Annotated in this window: 18 protein-coding genes; 3 read left to right on the top strand and 15 right to left on the bottom strand. The window is 50.6% G+C overall.

The features are described from left to right. Nucleotides 1–527 precede the first annotated feature (527 nt). The 15 genes from KIH39_RS09555 to KIH39_RS09485 form a co-directional block, all read right to left on the bottom strand. On the bottom strand, nucleotides 528–2,240 hold the full coding sequence (locus KIH39_RS09555) for an FAD-binding oxidoreductase (protein WP_213499105.1): 1,713 nt from the start codon (nucleotides 2,238–2,240) through the stop codon (nucleotides 528–530). Nucleotides 2,241–2,255: 15 nt separating this feature from the next. Further along, a complete protein-coding gene (gene msrP / locus KIH39_RS09550; RefSeq protein WP_213499104.1) occupies nucleotides 2,256–3,230 on the bottom strand; it encodes a protein-methionine-sulfoxide reductase catalytic subunit MsrP in 975 nt (324 codons plus the stop codon). Nucleotides 3,231–3,765: 535 nt separating this feature from the next. Continuing rightward, nucleotides 3,766–5,163 carry a DUF1552 domain-containing protein gene (locus KIH39_RS09545; RefSeq protein WP_213499103.1) on the bottom strand — a complete coding sequence of 466 codons (1,398 nt, stop codon included), beginning with the start codon at nucleotides 5,161–5,163 and terminating at the stop codon, nucleotides 3,766–3,768. Between the two features lie 16 nt (nucleotides 5,164–5,179). After that, nucleotides 5,180–7,777, bottom strand: coding sequence for a DUF1592 domain-containing protein (locus KIH39_RS09540; RefSeq protein WP_213499102.1), 2,598 nt, complete (start codon nucleotides 7,775–7,777; stop codon nucleotides 5,180–5,182). A gap of 313 nt (nucleotides 7,778–8,090) precedes the next feature. Further along, the gene (locus KIH39_RS09535) at nucleotides 8,091–8,693 is read right to left on the bottom strand and encodes a hypothetical protein (protein ID WP_213499101.1); all 603 of its coding nucleotides are present in this window, start codon (nucleotides 8,691–8,693) and stop codon (nucleotides 8,091–8,093) included. 158 nt (nucleotides 8,694–8,851) lie between these two features. Next, nucleotides 8,852–9,103 carry a hypothetical protein gene (locus tag KIH39_RS09530; RefSeq protein WP_213499100.1) on the bottom strand — a complete coding sequence of 84 codons (252 nt, stop codon included), beginning with the start codon at nucleotides 9,101–9,103 and terminating at the stop codon, nucleotides 8,852–8,854. A gap of 126 nt (nucleotides 9,104–9,229) precedes the next feature. Then, a complete protein-coding gene (locus KIH39_RS09525) occupies nucleotides 9,230–9,772 on the bottom strand; it encodes a hypothetical protein (protein WP_213499099.1) in 543 nt (180 codons plus the stop codon). A gap of 198 nt (nucleotides 9,773–9,970) precedes the next feature. Continuing rightward, nucleotides 9,971–10,141, bottom strand: coding sequence for a DUF3309 family protein (locus KIH39_RS09520; RefSeq protein WP_213499098.1), 171 nt, complete (start codon nucleotides 10,139–10,141; stop codon nucleotides 9,971–9,973). An 862-nt stretch (nucleotides 10,142–11,003) separates the two neighbouring features. Beyond that, nucleotides 11,004–11,693 (bottom strand): TIGR03000 domain-containing protein, encoded by a 690-nt coding sequence (locus tag KIH39_RS09515; RefSeq protein WP_213499097.1) that lies wholly within the window; start codon nucleotides 11,691–11,693, stop codon nucleotides 11,004–11,006. 329 nt (nucleotides 11,694–12,022) lie between these two features. Beyond that, complete coding sequence (locus tag KIH39_RS09510; RefSeq protein WP_213499096.1) at nucleotides 12,023–12,520, bottom strand: TspO/MBR family protein; 498 nt, start codon at nucleotides 12,518–12,520, stop codon at nucleotides 12,023–12,025. Between the two features lie 75 nt (nucleotides 12,521–12,595). Then, nucleotides 12,596–13,165: a Dps family protein gene (locus KIH39_RS09505; RefSeq protein ID WP_213499095.1), complete on the bottom strand. Its 570-nt coding sequence runs from the start codon at nucleotides 13,163–13,165 to the stop codon at nucleotides 12,596–12,598. A gap of 68 nt (nucleotides 13,166–13,233) precedes the next feature. Further along, nucleotides 13,234–13,773 carry a general stress protein gene (locus tag KIH39_RS09500; protein ID WP_213499094.1) on the bottom strand — a complete coding sequence of 180 codons (540 nt, stop codon included), beginning with the start codon at nucleotides 13,771–13,773 and terminating at the stop codon, nucleotides 13,234–13,236. Nucleotides 13,774–13,823: 50 nt separating this feature from the next. Next, a complete protein-coding gene (locus KIH39_RS09495; RefSeq protein WP_213499093.1) occupies nucleotides 13,824–14,528 on the bottom strand; it encodes a hypothetical protein in 705 nt (234 codons plus the stop codon). A 63-nt stretch (nucleotides 14,529–14,591) separates the two neighbouring features. After that, complete coding sequence (locus KIH39_RS09490) at nucleotides 14,592–14,855, bottom strand: dodecin domain-containing protein (RefSeq protein WP_213499092.1); 264 nt, start codon at nucleotides 14,853–14,855, stop codon at nucleotides 14,592–14,594. A 132-nt stretch (nucleotides 14,856–14,987) separates the two neighbouring features. Beyond that, a complete protein-coding gene (locus tag KIH39_RS09485) occupies nucleotides 14,988–15,218 on the bottom strand; it encodes a BON domain-containing protein (RefSeq protein ID WP_213499091.1) in 231 nt (76 codons plus the stop codon). 411 nt (nucleotides 15,219–15,629) lie between these two features. On the opposite strand from KIH39_RS09485, the gene KIH39_RS09480 reads away from it, so the two are divergent. The 3 genes from KIH39_RS09480 (at nucleotide 15,630) to KIH39_RS09470 (ending at nucleotide 19,161) form a co-directional block, all read left to right on the top strand. After that, on the top strand, nucleotides 15,630–16,490 hold the full coding sequence (locus tag KIH39_RS09480; RefSeq protein ID WP_213499090.1) for a hypothetical protein: 861 nt from the start codon (nucleotides 15,630–15,632) through the stop codon (nucleotides 16,488–16,490). Between the two features lie 249 nt (nucleotides 16,491–16,739). Continuing rightward, nucleotides 16,740–17,078 carry a cupin domain-containing protein gene (locus tag KIH39_RS09475; RefSeq protein ID WP_213499089.1) on the top strand — a complete coding sequence of 113 codons (339 nt, stop codon included), beginning with the start codon at nucleotides 16,740–16,742 and terminating at the stop codon, nucleotides 17,076–17,078. A gap of 154 nt (nucleotides 17,079–17,232) precedes the next feature. After that, nucleotides 17,233–19,161, top strand: a complete 1,929-nt coding sequence (locus tag KIH39_RS09470) for a PAS domain-containing sensor histidine kinase (RefSeq protein ID WP_213499088.1) — start codon at nucleotides 17,233–17,235, stop codon at nucleotides 19,159–19,161. Nucleotides 19,162–19,172 lie beyond the last annotated feature (11 nt).

Here is a 19,172-nt window from a genome sequence, read left to right as displayed (position 1 = left end):
CCTCGTTAAAAATCGATGGGATGCAATAGGCAACAATCGTGCCAATCGTTGATCGCGATGTTCTCCAGAGGTGGAGCCGAGCTGAAGGGGAGTAGTTGCCGCCGCAATCTGTCAGTACTGCTAAATCGAGTTCGATGGCGTGGCCGAAGCAATCTTCCTCGAGAAAAATGAGAACGCTAGTGGCAATGAAAGGACTCGATTCCAAGAGGCCGTTCTTTGCATCAGAAATACTCAAAGCAATTGAAATCGCTTTATCTGGGCAACGGATTTTTTCGACGAGTAATCACGAGATGCCAACACCCAGACGCAGTTTTCTCCTACGCAATCGAGGATTCAGATCCGTAGGAAAAAAGCGTCGGTTTCAGAATTCTACACTGGGGAATCGAGATCCAAGTGCCACACGGGACAGGTTTGCAACTCAAGACTCACACACACTGTATCGTCGCCTTTTTCAAAGGCTTTTGCACAGAGTCACATCCAAGTTAATTCTAATTGGGGCGAGTTATTAACTAGGCCTTCGCTTGGAACTAGGCATCAACTACCACTTCATCGAGACACCGAGCCTGACAACTGAGAATCAGTCCGTTAGCTCGATCTACGGGATCCAATGCATCCTCCGATTCCATAATCACATTACCCGAGATTAGTCTGGTTTTGCACTGGCCGCAGACGCCGGATCTGCAATCGTAAGGAATCTCAACACCCTGATCTTCCGCAAGCTCCAATATAGTTTTCCCTTGGAGATTAGTAATGATTTTGTCGCTCCGGCTGAACTCCAGCGTCGTCGCCGCCGCCAGCACTTCCGGGGTAACTTCTTTTCTGATCGGATCCTCAGTAGAGGTATCGTGGCCGCCGTCCTTTTTGCGGCTCGGGGAGGCGAAAGATTCCACCTGGATCGATTCGGGAGGAACTCCCCAATCCTTCAGAAGCTCAATCAGCGGATTGGTCATCTCCGTAGGTCCGCAGAGATGAATCCGGGAAGTCTGAAGATCTGGCGCCACACGAGTCAGTAAGGCTCTATCGATGCGGCCTCGCTCTCCGCTCCAGTTGGGCGAGGCGTCTCGAGTCAAGGTGATCGTGACTTTCAAATTGGCAAATCGTTTTTGCAGCTCTTCGAGTTCGGAGCGAAAAATGATATCCCGTTCCCCTTTCGCCGAAAAAATGAGATGCATTTGACCCATCCAGCCAAGATCGGTCAAGTAGCGGATTTTCGCCATCAGCGGCGTGATACCGACACCTCCGGCTATCATTACGAGCCGATCGGCTTGAGCCCCGGTGAAGGTGAATTTTCCTGCCGGAGCAGAGATATTCAGAAGTGTCCCTTCGCGAACCTCATCATGCAAGAAACGAGAAGCCAAGCCGTTCTCCTCTCGCTTGACTGTCAGTTCGCAGTAGCCTTGTCGAGTGGGAGCTGAGGCAATCGTGTAAGATCGGCGTACCTTCTTACCTTCGATATCGAGAACGACGTTGAGGTACTGCCCCGGCAAATGTTCGAAGGGCAACTTGGCTGAGCCCGGGCAAACCAGGCGAAAGGTCCTAATTTCCGGTGTCTCCTGGAATATTTTGGCCACACTCAGATGGCCCGTCCATTGCCTGGGTTTAGAAGCGCCAGTTCCCGCGAGAGGGCCGGCTTTGCGATACTGGAAAGAATCGGATCGGAGTTGGAGATAGTGAACCACGATTCGATACCCCAGAAGTATTGCGAAAAGACCAGCAATAATCAGAGGACGCGTAGTATCGGCCTTAACGAGCATGTAAAAATGCAAAGCTCCCGCGATGGCCGCTACATAAGCCAAACGATGGAGCAACTTCCAGCGCTGCGGTCCGAGTTTTTTGATCATCCCGTTAGTCGAAGTGATGGCCAACGGCACCATAATTAACAGGCCGATGGTCCCCACCAGAAGATAACGTCGCATAGCGATTTCAGAGAGAGTATCGAGAATCTTACCGGAGCGATCGAACAGGAAAAAAAGGGCGAAGTGACCGGCGGCATAGAAAAATGCAAAAAGCCCCAAGACGCGGCGAAACTGTCCCAGCCAATTCCATTTCGTGAGACGGCTCAGAGGCGTCACGGTCAAGGACAAGACCAGGAATATCAATGAAAGAATTCCGGTTGTGCGGATCGCAAAATTAACCGGGTTGGCGCCCAGGTCGTTCTGAGTTGCATCCCACCCCAGCAGTATCGCTGGCACGGCACAGTTTAAGATGACCACGCACTTTGTGAATCGGTCGATTACCATAGATCCTGACTCAAGTTAATAATTTTTACAGAGATCCATTCCCTGGTAGAGGTGGGCGACCTGTTCGGCGTAACCGTTGAAAGGCAAGGTGGGTCGACGAGATGATTCGCCGAGCCGTTGTTCAGTTGCCTGGCTCCAGCGCGGGTGGGGAACTGCTGGATTCACATTGGCGTAAAAACCATATTCCCCTGGGCCTTGCAGGTTCCAGGTGGTTGGAGGCTGGGTTTCAAGCAGGGTAATTTTCACTATCGATTTAATCCCTTTGAAACCATACTTCCAGGGGACGATGAGCCGAAGGGGAGCGCCGTTTTGCGGTGGCAACAACCGTCCATACAAACCCACGGCCAGGATTGTCAAAGGATGCATTGCCTCATCCAGACGTAAGCCTTCCACGTAAGGCCAGTCCAAAACTTTCTTCTTCTGTCCCGGCATCCGCTCCGGATCGAGCAGGGTTTGGAAAGCCACAAATTTGACGCTGCCCATCGGTTCGACTCTTTCGAGCAGTTTACCCAGGGGAATTCCCACCCAGGGTACGACCATCGACCAAGTCTCGACGCAGCGCATGCGGTAGATTCGTTCTTCGAGTGGAACGAGTTTCAAGATTTCATCGATGTCGAAGGTCTTCGGCTTATGGACCATTCCGTCGACTGTGACTTCCCAGGGCTTGCTGACAAAGCCCCGGGACCTCTCGGCGACATCCTGTTTGTCGGTAGTGAATTCGTAAAAATTGTTGTAATTTACAGCTCGATCTAAGGGTGTTTGAGGCTCATCGACAGAAAAGCCATTTTTTAAACCTTCCGGCGATACCGGGAGGATCCCTGGTAATTCTTCGGTAGTGACCGCTACCGAACCCGTATGATTGAAACTTCGGTACGCTAGCCCAGTCAGAGCCACACTGGCCGTGGCCAAACCGGCTTTGATGAAATTTCGTCGATTCAGATAAAGACTCTCCGGTGTGATTTCACTGGAGGGAATTTGGTCCCTTGGCATCAAAATGGCTCTCAATTAGAGTCGACTGAAATTCCCGGGCTTCGTGACCGGAAATGGTACCAATGCCTCAGTTCATCCTCAAGGATGGTCTTACTTGGATGCACCAACAGCCAATCGGTTACAGCACAAACCGAACTTTTCGGTAGAAAGTTCCCGCGACGTTGCATTATTACGAAAAAAAAAGAATTCAACAGCTTTGTGTTGGATCTTGAGGATGAAGATTTTTTTTAATGAGAAGATGCAGCGAATCGAATACCGTCTATTTTGGAATCTGGCGAATGCGAGTTTTGCTGAAGTTATTCTTATAATCGTGTAATTGCCGACCGATTCAGGTGATGTGCTCGGTTCGATCCGAAAGTGAAGTTTGATACGGGCAGGAATTAAACAAAAAATGAGAGCTCTAAAATCAGTAGCGAGGTCGAACTGCTACCTCGTTCTTTTCGCATTCTGATGTGAGATAAAGATCCTGAGTTGCGACGCCGATCCCAAAAGCATCGGCGCGACATTTTCCTAGGCCCTATTAACGCCTCAGGTATTAAACGCGATTCAACGTTCCGTTGATTCCTCCGAACGAATTAGTCCCTACACCAAGTCTCTGCAAGACGGTGACGAATAGCTTCGCCAGGGGAAGTTCTTCGACTTCAACCTTGCCTTGCCAGCCCGCATCTGTGTCAATTCCGGCGCCAGCCTGATTATCTTCATTTCCTTTCCCGAATTTGAGATATCGCCCGTTGGTAAAGCCGAGGTTTTTACCTCCCGCGGAAATGATGGGATAATTTCTGGACAGGTGGAAACTGCTCGAAGCGGAACCGTGCATGGCAAAGGTATTGTCCAACATATTTCCCTTGCCGGTCGGTTCGGGAGTATCCTTCAGCCTCTGCACAAAACGACCGAATTCTTCGGCCTGATAACGATTGTAAGTGCCCAGGTTCTTCCAGCCGTTCGGTTTTTTGACTTCATGAGTCAGTCCATGCGCTGCACCCAAACCGACGGCTAAAGAGAGAAGATCGTGAGGGCCTTCACCGTTTTCTCTTCCCAACTGAAATGTTGCCACGCGAGTCGAATCACTCAGAAAAGCGAGATAGATCAGTTCATACATCGTCTGGAAATAGAGGCGGGCTTCTTTAGGTTCCGCATTCAAATGCAAGTTGCGCGCATCCACTTTGGGTATGGGAGTATCGATCCATTTTTGAGCTTTCGCCAGCTTCAATTCGGTATCGCGCACGGCGTCCAGATACTGTTTGAGCGTCTCTTGATCTTTACTGGAAAGTTCGCGGGACAGCGAGCGTGTATGCTCAATCAGGAAATCCAAAGCACTTTTGCTTCTTGCGAGTCGGGCAGCCGCATCTTTGTTGCTGGTCACGAACAGCATGTCAAAGATTTCTTTGGGCTTATTCATGGCCGGGATGGGCCGCCCTTCCCGGTTGAAGGACTGAGTCTGAGCCCCTCGAGGGCCGCCAACTCCTCCATTCGTCGACATGACTAAAGAAGAGTGCCGAGTGAAATTGCCAGCATATTCCGCGTAGGCCTGATCGAGAGAGATTGAATTCTGATATGGGCCCGTGCCACCGATAGGCGCTCCCGTTAAATATTGATCGGCGTTGGAATGGCCGTGAACTTGTCTTGCAGCAGGGTGTGACAATCCGGAATAAATCGTGATATCGCCGCGCAGGGGTTGGAGTACATCGAGAACTTTCGTCAATTCAAAATTCTTTTCGCCGCCGCGAGGGAACCAACTCCAATCCCTCCAGGCCGGATCGGATTTCAGTGGCACCCCCACGCCATCGGGATGGTACACGCTGACAAACCGTTTCGGAGTTTCGTCCAAACCCGTGGAGCCTTCGGCAAACGTTTCGAACCAAGGCAAAGCCAAGGCTAAACCGGTACCTCGAAGAAATGTTCGTCGGCTCAGCGACGCAGTCTTGGTATCCATTGCCTACTCCTTGATCCTACTTAGAGTTAAAGAGATTACTTTTGACGATCTGATGGATCAGATCGTTAAGGCCGTCGCCGCTTCGGCGGAATTCTGCGGTCAGTTGATCAATGTCTGAACGATCGCCAAAAGTAAGCGGTCGGCCCAGACCGTAGGCCGTCAATTTTTGGACGATCGCTCGAGCGAATTGATCCTGACGCTCCATTAGCAGATAGCGCTTGAGTCCATCCATCCCCGCCAATACTTGCTTATTGAAGAGTTCGGAAGTCGCATCGACCGGTTTATTCTTAATTTGAGTCCGGTAGATGCCGAGAGCATCGTAGTTCTCAAAGGCAATACCCCAGGGGTCTATCCGGGAGTGACAGGAGGCACACGCGGCTTTATTCCGGTGATCTTCAATCCGTTCCTTCAAAGTCATTTTCAGAATTTCCGGATTCGTCAGATCGACGACGGGGACGTCCGGCGGTGGTGGCGGCGGTGGATCGAGAAGGATGCGTTTTAACATCCAGACCCCCCGTTTCAGGGGATGTGAATCCTTGCCGTCCGAGTTCATCGCAAGAATCGCCGCTCCCGTCAAAAGGCCGCCGCGATTCATCGCAGGAGTGATGGGAACTTTTCGGAAGTGAGGGCCGTAAACTTTCGGAATCCCATAATGTGCGGCCAGCGGTTCGTTCACCACCGCGTAATCCGAATGAAGGAAGTCGAAGATACTGCGGTTGTAACTCAGAACTTCCTCAAAGAAGGCGATCGGCTCTTCTCGGATGGCCTCTTTCAACGGGCCTGCGGGGATATGAGTCACACTATTAAGGCCATCCAAACCCAGCCATTGCTCGACGAAGTTTTGCGAAAATCGTTTCGCACGCGCATCGGCGAGCATGCGATTCACTTGTCCCATAAGGACTTCGGGCTTTCTCAACTGACCTTGCTCTGCGAGTTTCAGGAGTTCCTCGTCCGGGATACTCGACCACAAAAATACAGACAACCGACTGGCCAATTCCAGCTCGCTGATCCGGGTAGTCGGTTTCTTGTCGTCGGTCATCGCTCGTTGGGTCAGATAGAGAAATTCCGGCGCGGCCAGCGCGGTCGCCAGCACTTCCACCATTGCCTCTTCAAACGTGGGGAATTCGGGCCGGTACTTGGCAAAAAGGGCCATAAGTTCGTCAACCTCTTGCGGGTTGACTGGTCGATGCCAGGCCCGCCGGAGGAAGTGGTTCAGCACCTCTCGACCGTAGACGCCTTCGTTAGATTTGTTCTTGCTCTCCATAAAGATATCGGTGTGCGTTTTGGGAGGCCATTGCTCGTAGAACGGCGCGCTGATTTGAATGTGATCGATCAATACCTGGAGGCGCTTATCCCGACCGGCTGCATTGGAGATGTTGCGAATGTGTAGAAACTCATCGCGTCTTGGGAAGGTGGTGGTGAGTTTCCGAAACGGATTTCGCTGGATGTCGCTCAGAGGAACATCGAAGTGAATCCATTGGAATTTGTCGTCCGATGCGGTCACCGGCACGTCTTGAGGACTGATGACTTGCGAAAAATTGGCATCGTTGCTGGTGTGGGCACTCAGTAACAGACGAAGGCTTGCGTATGCATCCGGGTTCATCGTCGAGCGTGCTGCTCGAATACTCACGCGCATCGTTCCCTCGTCGGGAAGAAAACGATCCAGATTCAGTTTCAGTTCGTTGCCTGCGGGAAGTACCAGTACTACCGGTGAAACGGCAGGAAATTCTTCATTTGCCGCCTTGGCTAGTGGAACCGGGTCTGTTGGGGAGTAGTGAATTCCTTTACCAGTATCCCGATTGAGTAAATGCATCTGATGTTCGAATTTCCGAAAACCAGCTTCCCCCTTATCGATGATCTGCACATTTTTTCCGGCTGTGACTCTCGTCATCTCCTGTTGCATTGAAAGGATGTAGGTGACGGACTTTGGACGCACACCGCTCACGGTTGCCCGCTTCAGAGCTTTCAGGGCGATCTCACGATAAAGTTCAAACTGCATGCCCGAGATCTGGAGCAATTCCGAACTGTTCTTGAAACCATCTTCGGTGGTGGATTCGGGCGGTAGCTGGTTCGCCAGAGAGTAGGGCAGGCCCAACAGATCCTGGAGAGCGTAGTCGTATTCATATTTCGCCAATCGACGAAAAGAGGAATGTTCCTTACTGTTGCGGCGCACCACAGATGCCTTATTCAATTCCTCACTGAGCCAATCGGTAAGTAGGCCGCGATTTGTGGGGGATAGGGCTTCATACGCGTCGTTTTCGGGGGGCATTTCCGACTTGCTCAGGACATTGTAAACTTCGCGCCATCGCTCCGCATCCGCTCCGGAAACCAGATCGGGATTCAGTTGGTCGATCCGTAAACGACCTTTGGACTTTTGAGGGCCATGACAGCTCAAACAAGTCTTCGTCAGAAGCGGTTCCACCGATTTTTTGAAATCGGCAAGGTTAGCCTTGGGGAGCGCCCCGCCGGCATCAGGAGCGAACTTATTCTCTTTCAAGTATCGGGATTTAGTTCGTCCAAGATCTTTGGCCGCTTCCAGAGGAATCGGCTTTTCCTGACCATCGGTAGTCGATAAGGCGAAAGCCAGCAAAATGACGATCGTCAGAGTCTTCATGGATTAGCTTCTCGTCCTTAGCCAACTCGGCGGGATACTGGTCTCTAAAACTGGAGAGGTAGGAAAAGCATCGGCGGAGTGTTAATCTTAACAGACTCAGGGAGAGATGTCGAGAGAGTGCTTTGAGAATGAGCGGATTGCGGATTGTTCGACGACTGGAACAGGATCCGCTTTTTGCTTCCGTTGATTGGATATTCGAAGACTTGGTTCGCCAACTGGCCGGAGGTTCCGCAAGAAAGTGATCCTCAGTGGGAGGATGGGAACCCTATTCTAAAACCTCCAGCTATTTCGATATTTCGAGAAAGTGCAGGCACTACGTCGAAGTTTTCATTTCATTAGCCAGAGCGAAGGGCGATTCATCCGATAGTGCTGGGACTGAGGTGGGCGAATTGGTAGACTTGGCTGGTTTAACGGACTCATTCACGTTAGGAGCACTTGATTTGGAGATCACGGTGGCAATCTTGTGATCCATAAATTTTTGAAAATCGGTATCATAGGTGCTTTTGCTCAACTCCCAGGAGGTTCGGACATGTTCACGACGGAGAAAATCGTTGAGAAAATGTTTCCAGCCGGACCATTGCCGCTGGCGAAACGCATCGCCTTGTTTACTGAACATCAGATAAGCTCTTTCGAACAGCGAAAAGAGAATCGCGTAGGCCACCATCTCCTGCTTTCTTTTCTTGTCGAAAGCGAGGGAAGGATCGTTGTTCGGGACATCGAGAATGTCCAAGTCGTAATATTCCAGCGCCAGTTTCTGGTATTCGAAAAATCGATTATCCAATTCGTCGTAAGTTTCGTACTCTTTCGCGAGCAATTCCATTTTCTTAGTTCGGAGATAGGCCAGGATTGCTAAAGGGCCGGCGACGCTCATCGCGATGTAGTAAATGATTTGGCAGAGATTCGTCAGGTTCTGCATAGGGATCTTCTTCGAAAATTATTTGGGAACGAAGGATAAAATGTAGACTCGTTTGAGAGTTGAACGGGTCAAACTTTGGAATGGTACTTACCCATCGGAAGCGAACGGGCAAATTCGGGAATCGACTTTTAGTCCATTCCCGAATTTGCTCGAGAAAACTAGGCTTTGTGAACAGGCGTTGCAATATGCTTGCCCGATTCGACGGCCGTGGCCACGGACTTGTCGTCTTTATGGCAGGTCACCCGAACGGGTGTGCCGGCTTTCAGATCGGCTGCTTTGCTGTCTTTACCATCGCAGGTAATTTTGGCATCCTTGGACATGGTGTGGCAATGATTTTTGCCTTCCGCGCACGTCGTGTTGAGCTTGTCACCGGTTACGCTGACAACTTTGCCATCATGGATATTCGACATTTCAATCTCCTAATTCACTTCCAAAATCGGTTATGCAGAGAAATCTGCATCAACATTATCCAATGTCCCCTCTTTACAGAGGGACGGCAGCGAGAATTCTTGCTGGTGATAATTTTCGAGGTCACGTTACTCGGTGCGATCGACCATCAGGCACTTGAGAGTCGAGGCACCATCGACCACGTTCACGATCAGCAGGGCATGGTCGCCGATCTTGACGTTGTCAATTTTCATGTCGGCCATGTTGAGGCGCACCGTGGCGCTTCCCATGCCGTAGGTCGTGTCCTTTTTGGCTTCATTGCAAAAAGAGAGTTCTTTCGTTGCGGCATCGTAGGATTTGATAGTCCCTCGAATCAATTCGCTCTTCTGCGTGGCACCCTCTTGAACGAGAACGTAATCTGCCGTCCAGTGCAGAATACCTTTCGCATAAGAAACATTAATTACATCGCCGACCTTGAGGTCACTCTTACTTTCTTTACCCGAGCGATTCACAACCATCTTTTCCCCAATTGCAAAGGTGGAATCTTTGTTGGCGGAATCCGTGAGAACGAAGGTTTTGTTCTCGGAATTCACGGACTTGATAGTACCGGCCGATATAGCTTCCGCGGCGGAAACCACATTACCAGAAAGCATGATGGCCAAAGCGGCTCCCAGCCATTTCACAATATTCATAACTCATCCTCCTATTTTAGACTCGCAACTCACAGTTCTTTAATTAAGAACGAAGTTGGGTCCCCATGCATTCGGCTATTGGAATAACCGAATATTCTTGCGGCCCCGCTGTTTCAGGAGTCAACTGAGTCCGAGACTAGCGGTGGCCCGCTTTTTATTGTCAATGTCAGATGGGATTGATACCAGATCAGCGAGTGATTAAAATCTTGAGATGTGAATCACATCTGTGAAGAGTATCAGACAGACCAATACCACCAGGATAAAGCCTATCAACCCGCTCGGCCCGTAACCCCAGTTCTGGGAGTAATTCCAGCGGGGTAGACCTCCTACCAGAAGGAGAATTACAAGTACCAAGAGTAGAAGTCCCATAACTGTACCTTTCGAAAATCCAGCGATAAAAATTGCGATCGTGGCCGTCCTGAGAAATATTAATCATCTGCAGCCCCTATTCCATTGAGGTGAAAATCTAGATGGATTTCAGAAGGACGAACCTTCCGAAGAAATATTCCTTTGAAAATCGTTTCAAATAGTCCATACGTTAAACGCGAAGATATTTATTTGAAATAACTTCACGTTCTTATGTTTTTATCCTATTTTTCTGGTGACAGGGTGCTGTCGGGATAAAGGTTGATGTAAGGCGAATAAGATTCCCTGCGGGAGTCGGGGAAAACCTTACTCGGGTCGATTCGAATAGACGAAGTGAATTTATGAGCATGGAATGGCTACAATTGGTTTGAGTAGAATGGCTTTTTTAGATCTTCCTCAAAGAAGTGGAGGCGTTTTTCCCTACTTTTGTGCAAATTCATTTAGCTTCTCGGGACGATAAATGGCTCGGATTTGATTCGGAAATCGACTCTGGATTGAAGTTAAGTGTAATATATCGAGCGATCAAAATCCTAATAAACTCAGGAACCGATAGATTGTGTCTTTGAGCGCCCATTTCCACAGCCTGGTAAAGACTCCGGGTCAGAAGCAGAGTTGTTTCGATTGTTTCCGTGGCATGATCGAGCTCCGGCATCTTTTCACTAATATCTGTGTTAGGATTGTCAGATAGGTTCTTAATAGTCGCTCGAACTGGCGTCGCATATGTAGTGCGTGTGTGCATCGAGAGTCCAATTTTATTAAAGAGAACTTGGTTCCACTAGACCGAATGAGGATTTGGAAATCACATTGCCGGTAGCGTTAGATTATGAGCTTCGGCAATGGTGTGATTTTATAAGAAATCGCAGTGTTATTTGGGGGAATAAGGAATGAGAGTCGGTGTTATGGTGCTGGCATTGCTCCGAAAATCCGCAATGCTGCTCTGACCTGCTCGAACTTCCAACTGACGCGTCTGCTCGTTTTCTTTGCCGTTCTCCATCCATTTCGCCTTGATCGTATATCTGAACGCCTTACCCGACTCGAGCGGCGGTGACTGATAAAGACGATTCAAACCCTGTTCTGGCATAGGAGTATCGCCAAACCAGACTTTAGCATCGTTGGTGGGTACGAATATTGACACTGTGGCATAATTGATGGTTGGATTGATAGCATAGCTGGGGTTATAGCTCGATTGAGATACCGGTCCTTCATAACTGTTTTGAAGAACGGTCGTTGTCGGGGTGGAATAATAGGTAATCGGGTTGGTGCTGTAGGCCGTATTCGGATAGTAATAATTCCCTCCATCCCCGGAAATATAGGGATTGAAGCCAATGGATAGTCCAAAACCAGAGTAATAAGGACTATAGCCTCCGCCATAATAACCATTGCCATATCCGGAATATCCGCGATTCCCAAACCCACTCGAATACCCTCCACCGAATCCTCTACCACCTCCGCCGAAACCGCGGCCTCCCCCACCGCCGCGTTGAGCGGAAGCATCCGGAACAATGAGTAAGAGAACGGCGCCGGCGAAAGCCAGCATGGTCATTTTATTCCGCATCACAAATCCTTTAGGTCGAAGAATCGACCATTTGACTCCGCTAAGGCTGCCATCGCCCTAATAAAGGTGGATGGCTGTTGCCAGCGGTCCATTACGTGAGAACAACCGCGTTAAGTAGAATTTCGAAATTCTCAAAGCCACATCCCTTCGATGCGGGCAATTCGAATGAAATCACTACGCTTTTGAATTTGGAAATATCCAATCCTTAAGCTCTGTCTCAGTATCCCGATCTTTGAAAATGAGCCGGAGAGAGGATTGCCCCCGCGACTGTCAGGACTTAATCCTGTTTCTTCGTCGGGTAAACTGGAAGTGCGGGAACCGAGTGGAAATCAGCTGTTCATCCTCCAAATAATGAAGTTCAAGGCCGTCGCATAGCTGACCCAGGACCAATAAGGAATCATCAAACAAAAGGCAGTTTTGCTGACGCGAAAGAAAGTGGTCATCGTGATCGTTAGGGACAGCCAAAGAAGCACGATTTCAACTAATGCCAACTCCAGAAAATGCATGCCGAAGAAAAGCGGAGTCCAACAAGCGTTCAAAAATAGCTGAAGTAAAAAAAACCAGAGTGGAATCCGCTGCAGGGCCCATCCTCCCTTCCGCCAGACAAACCAGGCGGCGAGGCCCATCATAAGATAAAGGAATGTCCAAACCGGACCAAATATCCAATTCGGAGGCTCCCAACTGGGTTTTTGAAGTCCCTCAAACCAGCCTTCCGTTGAAACAATGATTCCCGTGATGGAGGCAGTAAAGCTGATTCCGACCCAGCCCAGTAGGGCCAGCGCCTGATTGATTCTCGTCTTCGGAGAGGTGTCAATTTCGTCGTACATGAGTTATCTCCTTCACGGCAGTCGATCTGGATTGAACATCGAGAGCCAAATGTCACAATCTCGGAATCGGCGACCTTATTGAACATGTTCAGCAAGAAACCAGACCTGCAATTCACTCGTTCGAATGACGTTGGAGACAATGATGTCATTGGATCCCAAATCTCCGGCGGAGGCGGCGTCGCGCGCCATTGTTCTGGCTTCCAGAAGAATGATTTCATGAGCTTGAAGCAAGCGGGCGATTTGAGTGGCCGTGTCTTCTCGTCCGTTGGGCGCGCGTGGAATGATCGTGGCTTCGGCGACATCCGGAGCCATGGCAAAGCAGACTCCGCCCAGCGTCTGCACCCGTTCCGCCAGGAGGTCGGTGAGCTTGGATTGTTCTTCAAAATGCTTGTCAAACAACAGATGGAAGACGTAGAACATCGGTCCGGAAGCCTGCCAGTGATGCTTCTTGTATAAGTCCCGGAGAGTGATCGTATCGGCCAGAAGCTGATTGAGATTGTCTATGCTCGAGGCGGCAACTTTCGAATCGAGAGCCAGAGGGTTGCGGCGGGCGATGCTGAAAGACTGCGTTTCGCCATGCTTCGAAGGAATAATCGGCTCTTTAAGGTGAGCCCCATCCGGACGGACGATCGATGAAGTAGTCAAACGGTGCTCCTAATTAAAATGTCTAAAAAGTAGGGCGATGTTTTTTGCAGTGCGGCTACTGCCATAAATCAAACGAGCACCGCGGTGGGAAGCTTGGCTTGATAAGAATGCGTCTTCAGGGCGCCGGAGCTCGAAAGGAGTGTCTTCGCCCGGTTCATTTCCTCGGGCGTACCCTGAAGTGTCAGTAGATATTTGCCATTTTTCACTTCGGATTCGAACTGGATGATGCTGTTTTCTGGAATTCCGATACTGGCCAGCGCACCTCCCAGGACACTCATCCCACCTACCACAACGGCACTTTCCAGAGCCGCCACGATACAAGTGATCAACGGACCGGCTATGAGTAGTGGCCCGACACCAGGCACCCAGAAGAACGCCGCACCGAAGAGCAGGCCCCATACTCCGCCCCAGAAAGCGCCTTGCTTTCCCCAGTAGAGCATGCGGTCCCCGGAATTGTAATATCCGATCGCGTGTTCCTCGGTGTGATAGTCACGGCCGATAATCGACAGCTTCTTCATATCGAAGCCGTCCTTTTGGAGCTGGCGAATCGTCTTTTCCGCTTTGTCATGCGAATCGAAGAATGCCACGACAGTGTTCATTTCCGACATATTCAGTGACCTCTTAATGACGAGCGAGGAATTGCCTCGCTCTGTGTGAGCTACGAAGTGAGCTTCGAAGCGAAGTATTCCCGTGCTTGGGCAAGCAATTCGTTTTCCGTGGTGTGGTGAGTATCCACGATCTGAGTGCTTAAAATCTGAGCCGCTACATCTTTGTGATTCTGCTTGAGCTCGGCTACCAGATGATCCATGGCGTTGCTTTCTCCGGTGCCCGAACCGAAAATCAGGATCTGACGAGCACCGCGCAGAGTCTGGGCAATTGCTTCATAAAAACTTTTTCGCTCCGGAGTTCGTTTGCCGTCCGTCTCTTCATTTTTCGAATGCAAATGCTGTCGAAATCCGTGCGGATCATAGGGCTGAAACTCCTGAGGGACTGCTCCGCGCATCTCCGTGTGGTAAATCTTCGCTCCCTGATGATCGATAATCACGAGTAGATGCGCGGCGGAAAGGCTCGGCGTTTCAGCCGGCGAGTCCGGAGTCAGCAATAGAAACTTGCGCAATGCCAGAACATCCGCCGCGGAGACGTCCTTCCGCTGGGAGGGATGGAAGCTGATCAATTGTCCATGCCGGGAAAAATGAAGGGAGTCATTCTTTTCTTCCTCGAGATCTCCTAGAGCTCGAAGCAAGGAACGCACGTCGTGCCACTCCAAATTGTGTGCCACCGGGTGACGAAAAATTGCTTCGTAAGTATGCTCATGACGACCGTTCAGGGAAGCCAGCCGATCAATCCGTGGTGGAGAATTCATAATAAGCTTTCAAAACATTGGGGAAATAAACGGTACAGGCCGAAGATATACCGGGTCGGATTATCACATCGGCCGGGCAATATTCATCTGCCGTAAACTTTTTGGGGAATAGGACAACTTAATGGCGATGTGGTACTCTTTAATGCCTCCATCAAGAATGACGATCTCACTGGAAATCACGTCCAATCCCTGGATGTGATCGAATGCCCGCGACGCCTGATCGATCGCGTGACGGGCGGCCGCGCCCCAACCGGCACGGGATATTCCCTCCATGTCCGCGAGCTGAAAAGGGGGTAAAGCAAGCAATTCCAATTCGGTGCCAATCATAAGGATCTTTCGTAGAGGTGTAGGAATGCCCGATTTCCCTTTCGGGAAAAAGCAGCCGGAGATTCCCACGTGATGTTTCGATCTCAAACCGACAAATTCTGCAATCTCAAAACTTCCAAATCGGGAGGATTTTTAGAGCGGATATCCCGATCCTCGAAGAGCTAATGTGGTGGCAAATCCACGAATCCCCGCGACACGACTCGCTATTTTCTCGACCGCCCATTTTTCGGCGTAAGAATTCACCCAGCCCCCCAGTAGGACGTGACCTTCCTCCACAGAAATGTTGATCTGTGAGTCCCGAGCGTTGGGCTCCCACATGATCTCGCGGCGGATAGTTTTTTCTAATTCCCCATCCAAATCCATTCGATGACAACCTATCAAACTGGGTTTTCGAGACGGCCTAACCAAACGTATAAGACAGCGAATTGTTAGTATCGGGAACCCGGCGCGACAGCAGGAGAGAGAAACGAGAGACGTTATGTCAGGAAATCTTCCCGGACCTGGGGCAATAAGCCGAAGGGACTTACGGTAATCACGACCGTTTGAACACTGTTGAAGAACTATATGAGTTCCACACTTCGTGCAGCCCGTCAGGTTTTCCCCGGCATAGACGAGTCGGATTTGCGGACAAAAATTATTCCCGATTCCGGACGCCCGAAAATTCGTTCGGCATAACAATAACTTTGTCGATCGCCCCGGGAGAGAATTTGGACCTCAATAAAAATTCCTCAGCGAGCAGCTTCGTCCCCGAGTTCCCCGCGGAGGAGCCTTTTCATGGCTGAGGTTTCAAAACGGTATAGATCCGTGAGCTACTTTCGTCGCTTGGTCGTCGACAACATGCATTTCAGTCGGCAGGTTCCTTCGACTACGATCGAACGAACGATGGACCTCTCTGAACTCATGGCCGCTCGTAACTGCGCGGAACCTTCCCCCACTTGGTCTGCAATCTTTATAAAAGCGTATGCTCTGGTGGCGCGGGAGCAGTCGCTGGTCCGGACTTCGTATTTGAAATTCCCCTGGCCGAAGCTCTACGAACATGATCAAAGTTGCGCCACGCTGAATCTGGATCGTAAATTTCAGTCCGAACGGATCGTTTTGCAGATTCAGTTGAATGCTCCCGAGTCCTCCACGCTGTCTGAGTTGGACAGGCAAATCCATGCGGCCCAACACAATCCGCTCGAGACAATTTCCGCTTATCGAAATGCCACTCGACTCAGCCGTGTCCCTTGGCCGTTCCGTCGTCTGATCTGGTGGTTGGGTCTGAATGTTTCCGGCGCTTGCCGGGCGCGAAATTTTGGCACTTTCGGGATAACTTCGCTGGGTGGGCAGGGAACCGGCATAGTGCACTTGGCTAACTTATTGACCTCAACGATACATTTTGGAGTATTTGAGGAATCGGGAAAATTGAACGTGCGGCTGAGTTTCGATCATCGTGTACTCGATGGAGCGAGTGCCGCCGAGGTGCTTCAAGCTATGGAGCAGGTCCTTCGAACTCAGATGGTCAGAGAATGTACAGCTGGCGAGCAGCTCGAATCCTCAAGCGTTGCAAAGGAGCCCCTTCATTCCAAGAGGTCGGATTCAAACGAGTCGCGAGAATGTTGGGAAAGTTCCCGCTCCCAGTACTTCTCCAGTTGAATTTTACGATGCAAAGGCAAGCTTGTGTCTATCTTGGGAATGAAAAATTCACGGTAGAACCGTTTCCGGCTGTCAGATATTGCCCGACAGGATTTTGCGAGTTTTACTGACTGATCGAATGCATTTTTCCCTTCCTCGAAATCTCAATCGCGGAGCATAATATCGAATAACCCGGAATAGGGATCTCACCCAACAGCGTCGAGCGTTGGACTAGAGTCTCCGTTCCCCAACCACTCCGTAAGAGGGGATATGTCTCTACCGCATGCCTTATCCGGGCAAGTTATTGATCTGCTCCCCTTCGAGAAGAGCTTTGGCGAGGCTCAAACTCGAACCTTGGTGAAAACGCCCCATCTCGAAATCATACGCTTTGTTCTCCCGGCCGAGAAAGAATGGCCAGGACACCAGATCGATGGAGAAATCACGATTCAGTGTCTGGAAGGGAAAATGTCTATCTCCCATGCGGGAATCACCAGCGAGATGGTGGCCGGTCAGATGCTTTATCTGGCGGGGAGACAACAACATTCTTTGCTCGGGATCGAGAATTCTCTAGTTCTGGTAACCGTTTTACTTCAACGACTTCGTCAATGAGAGAGTAGGATTTTATCGTACTTGCATCCGTTCAGAGGCAGTATAATCACTTCAATATTGAGTTCACATTTTCCCGACTTTTTTCAAGCGGATCGGGTGATCGATACCCATTAGGTGCCCCGTCTCAGTCTGGCTGGAACAAAAAGGAGCTCCGATGACTCCGAGTTTCCCGCACGATATTCAATACTCCGATTCGATTCCCTCGGCCTTGGAAGGCATCGGGATGGCGATCCTCGTCGTCGATCGGGCCGGTCAGATTCGACTGGTGAATTCGGTGGCGGAAAAGCTCACCGGCTGGTCCAGATCGGAGGCGATCGGTCAACCCATAAATCTGGTTTTCCGGATTGAAAGAGAAGCCAACGGCGAGCCGATCACCGATGTGCTCGTGGAGGTTCTCCTGACGGGTATGCCGCAGCAACTCTCCGATCATACCGTTCTGATCGGACGGAATCAGAGCCGATGCCGTATCGATCATGGAACTTCTCCGGTCCGAAATTCCGACCAACAGGTTGTTGGTGCGGTATTGTTTTTCTGCGATGTATCCGACCGGCAACGAATTGCCCAAGCGGTGGAGGATGCCCGAGTATTTGCCGAGGGGATAGTTCAAACGGTCCGCGAACCACTCTTGGTTCTGGATTCGGAGCTTCGAGTTCGACTGGCGAATCGGGCGTTTTATAATACTTTTCGACTCACTCCCGCTGAAACCGAGTCGAAGTCGCTTTTCACTTTGGGAGATCAACCCTGGGAAATCCCGGAGTTGCGAACTCTGCTCCAGCGAATCGTCTCCGAGGGTAGCCACTTCGACGATTTTATCGTCGAGCATGAGTTCCAGAAGCTGGGTCGCCGCACCATGGTCCTTAATGCCCGGCGATTACCGGGGAAAAGCTTCAGTCCCGGTCTGGTCCTCCTGTCCATCGAGGACGCCACTCATCGCCAACAGGCGAACGAAGCGCTGGCGGTCTCCGAGACGCGCTACCGTCGCCTATTCGAAACGGCACAGGACGGCATCCTGCTAGTCCATCCCAGAGACCGGAAAATTTTCGACGCCAACCCCTTCCTGACGGATCTCCTGGGCTATTCGCACTCCGATTTAGTCGGTAAAGAGTTGTGGGAGATTGGTTTGTTCCAGGAGGCCGATGCCAACAAAGTCGCTTTTGGGAAATTGCTTCGCGAAGGATATATTCGCTACGACGATCTTCCTTTGAGGACTCACGACGATCGACAAATTGAGGTGGAATTCGTCAGTAATATCTACGATGTCGGCGAAACGAAAGTGATCCAGTGCAATATCCGCGATGTTACTGATCGCAAGAGAGCGCAATACGCTCTGGAAATTGCTCATGCTAGTCTGGAAATCCGGGTGCAGAAACGCACGGTCGAACTGGCTGAGGCCAACGAGTCGCTAAAGAATGAGATTCGCCTTCGCGAAGCAGCGGAAGCGGATCGACGCAATTTGCAGCAGCAATTGACGACCGTTCAAGAGGATGAACGCCGACGGATTGCCCGCGAACTCCACGATGAGATGGGTCAGCACCTGACTGCCCTCGGGCTCGGCTTGAAAGTGGCCAAGGATGCCACCGCCGATCCGTCGCTGGAACGCGATCGACTGCAATCGCTGCAAACGATGACCGATTTAATTGGTAAAGAAATCCACCACCTCGCTTTGGAACTCCGTCCCACCGCACTGGACGATCTCGGGCTGCAAGCCGCTCTGGTAAATTACACGGAAGGATGGTCCGAACGGACGGGAATTGAACTGGATTTTCACAGCGTGGGTCTCGATGTGAATCGACTTCCTCCCGCTATCGAAACCGCAATCTATCGAGTCATCCAGGAAGCGCTCACCAATATCCTCAAGCATGCCACGGCTCAAAGGGTTAGCGTCGTTCTGCAGCGCAAAATTGATTTCGTCTCGGCCCTGGTGGAAGATGATGGTCGAGGTTTTGATGCCGAGGCCGTGGATGTGAATCGGTTGGGCATTCTGGGAATGCGCGAACGGGTAGCCTTGGTAGGCGGTACACTGGTAGTGGAATCTGGTCTGAATCAGGGCACGACGGTCATCGCTCGAATTCCGCTAACGTAAAAAGGCTGAGG

The organism is Telmatocola sphagniphila (assembly GCF_018398935.1).
Taxonomy (GTDB): Bacteria; Planctomycetota; Planctomycetia; order Gemmatales; family Gemmataceae; genus Telmatocola; species Telmatocola sphagniphila.
Note: the sequence above shows the minus strand (reverse complement) of the source record. Positions and strands in the feature narration are given on the sequence as shown.